This window comes from Microcoleus sp. POL10_C6 (assembly GCF_036701585.1).
Classification (GTDB): domain Bacteria; phylum Cyanobacteriota; class Cyanobacteriia; order Cyanobacteriales; family Microcoleaceae; genus Microcoleus.
The window spans coordinates 1-2,158 of record NZ_JAUBRB010000133.1 but is presented as its reverse complement, the minus strand read 5'-3'; the positions used below and the strand labels follow the sequence as shown (position 1 = coordinate 2,158).

1 protein-coding gene is annotated in these 2,158 nt (G+C 46.9%); it reads left to right on the top strand.

Going from position 1 to position 2,158, the window contains the following annotated elements; all coding sequences use genetic code 11:
• Positions 1–599: 599 nt before the first annotated feature.
• Positions 600–1,913, top strand: a complete 1,314-nt coding sequence (ltrA, locus tag QUA34_RS29955) for a group II intron reverse transcriptase/maturase (protein ID WP_333332849.1) — start codon at positions 600–602, stop codon at positions 1,911–1,913.
• The last annotated feature ends 245 nt before the right edge of the window (positions 1,914–2,158 follow it).

The window sequence follows — 2,158 nt, the reverse complement described above, 5'->3', positions numbered from 1 at the left end:
AGCGCGACACGATGTCGCATGTTGTGAGTGAGGAGGTGACTTCTCTAGGTTAGTGTCCAAACCTATCCTCAATCTCCAAGGGCATCACTGGTAACGGTGGGGTCTTTTGCAAGGAGGTAACGTCTAAGGAGCGTCCAAGCCATTTGGACAAACCGGGCAAGAGGAAGACTGAATGGGTGAACGCAAGTGAATCTCTGATGAGGCTGCGTGACGTCTGGTCATCGAAATATGGCTGATACGGTGATGAAGGGACAATGAACCTCGGTCTTACCAATCGAGGCACGGAATTCGGTCTTATGAATCGAATTCGAGGACACCCCGTCCCCGCAGTAGAGGAGACACCCTCTTCAGTTGCATCTCTAACATGTGGAACGTGATAACCGCAATGGGGTCTGGATTTCCAGTAGGTCAACCGCAAGGACGACTGAATTCCCCAGTGGGACAGGGATGACCCAAGAAGCGAACGCCAGTAAGCCGAAAGGCAAAGGAAATCCATAACCTGCTGGATAGGGCAATACCCAACCTGAAAGGGTGCTGACGTGGGTCAGGTGAATTACCCAAAGACTTCTGTAATGATTTCTCACTGAAGGACAAGTTAGATGCAAAGCATAGCTTTAGCAAACGGAACCAAAGGGCAAACCGATTGGAACGCCATTAACTGGCGCAAAGTCAATCGGACTGTCAGGAATTTGAGACAGAGAATCTTTCGGGCGACCACAGAACGAAACTATAAAAAGGTACGTTCGCTTCAAAAGCTAATGCTACGAAGCTATGCCAATATTCTTACGAGTGTTCGCAGAGTGACGCAGCAGAACGCAGGTAGAAATACGCCAGGAATTGACAAAGTAGTGGTGAAAACTCCTACAGCCAGAGGCAAACTGGTCGATGAATTATCGGTTTTCACCCTTTGGAGAGCAAAACCTGTGCGTCGGGTGTACATTCCGAAATCAAACAGAAAACAACGTCCTTTGGGAATCCCGGTTGTCCAAGATAGATGTCTTCAAGCAATGGTCAAGAACGCTCTTGAACCAGAATGGGAGGCAAATTTCGAGGGAACCAGCTACGGATTCCGCCCTGGTAGAAGTTGTCATGATGCAATTGAGAAGATCTTCGGCTTAGCTCGACCAAATAAACGGAAGAAATGGGTCGTAGATGCTGACATCAAAGGCGCATTTGACAATATCAGCCATGAATTCTTGCTCAAGGCAATTGGTGAAGTCCCTGGTCGGGAACTGATTAAACAATGGCTCAAGGCAGGATACATGGAACAAGGAGTTTTTCATGAAACGGATAGTGGAACTCCCCAGGGCGGCGTGGTGTCCCCCTTGTTAGCTAACATTGCCTTGCATGGAATGGAGGAAGCCATTGGTGTCAAATACGACTCCAGAGGTCAGTCTATTGGAAAGCGAGCAATCGTTCGTTATGCGGACGATTTTGCAGCATTCTGTGAGTCTAAAGAAGATGCCGAAGAAGTGATTGAAATCCTAAAAAGTTGGTTGCAACAAAGAGGGTTAGAGCTATCGGCCCAGAAAACCAAAATTGTTCATCTGAGTGAGGGATTCGACTTTCTAGGCTTCAACATCAGACACTACAGAGCCGAAAAAACCTCTAAAACAGGTTGGAAGCTGCTGATTAAGCCAAGCAAGGAATCGGTAAGCAAAATACGGAATAAGTTGCGAAAGGAATGGCTCTCCTTGCGAGGGTCGAATGTTCTAGCAATTATTAAACGCTTAAACCCGATTATTCGAGGATGGGCGAACTATTTCCGTTCAGGAGTGTCTTGTGAAATTTTTCATAGTCTTGACCGTTGGATGTTTCATCGGGCAGTTCGCCCGAGTCAAGCACACCCACCCTACAAAACCCCGTTACTGGAGACAAAGCCGGTATTGGGGCAGGCTGAATTTAGAGCGTAGCGACCGATGGGTATTTGGTGACAAAACCACAGGAATGCATTTGCTCAAATTTAGCTGGTTCAGGATAGAAAGACATATTCTGGTGAAGGGCAGATCATCTCCTGACGATCCAAATCTTAAAATCTACTGGCAAGACAGGGAGAAGGCTAAATCTAAATCTCTTACTCCCAGTAAACAAAAGATTGCTCAGAACCAAGGATGCATTTGTCCTAAATGCGGAGAATCTCTATTCAACGGGGAAGAAC

Excerpts from the sequence above, each read along its gene's own strand:
- ltrA (WP_333332849.1), top strand. The coding sequence starts at position 600 with ATGCAAAGCATAGCTTTAGCAAACGGAACCAAAGGGCAAACCGATTGG.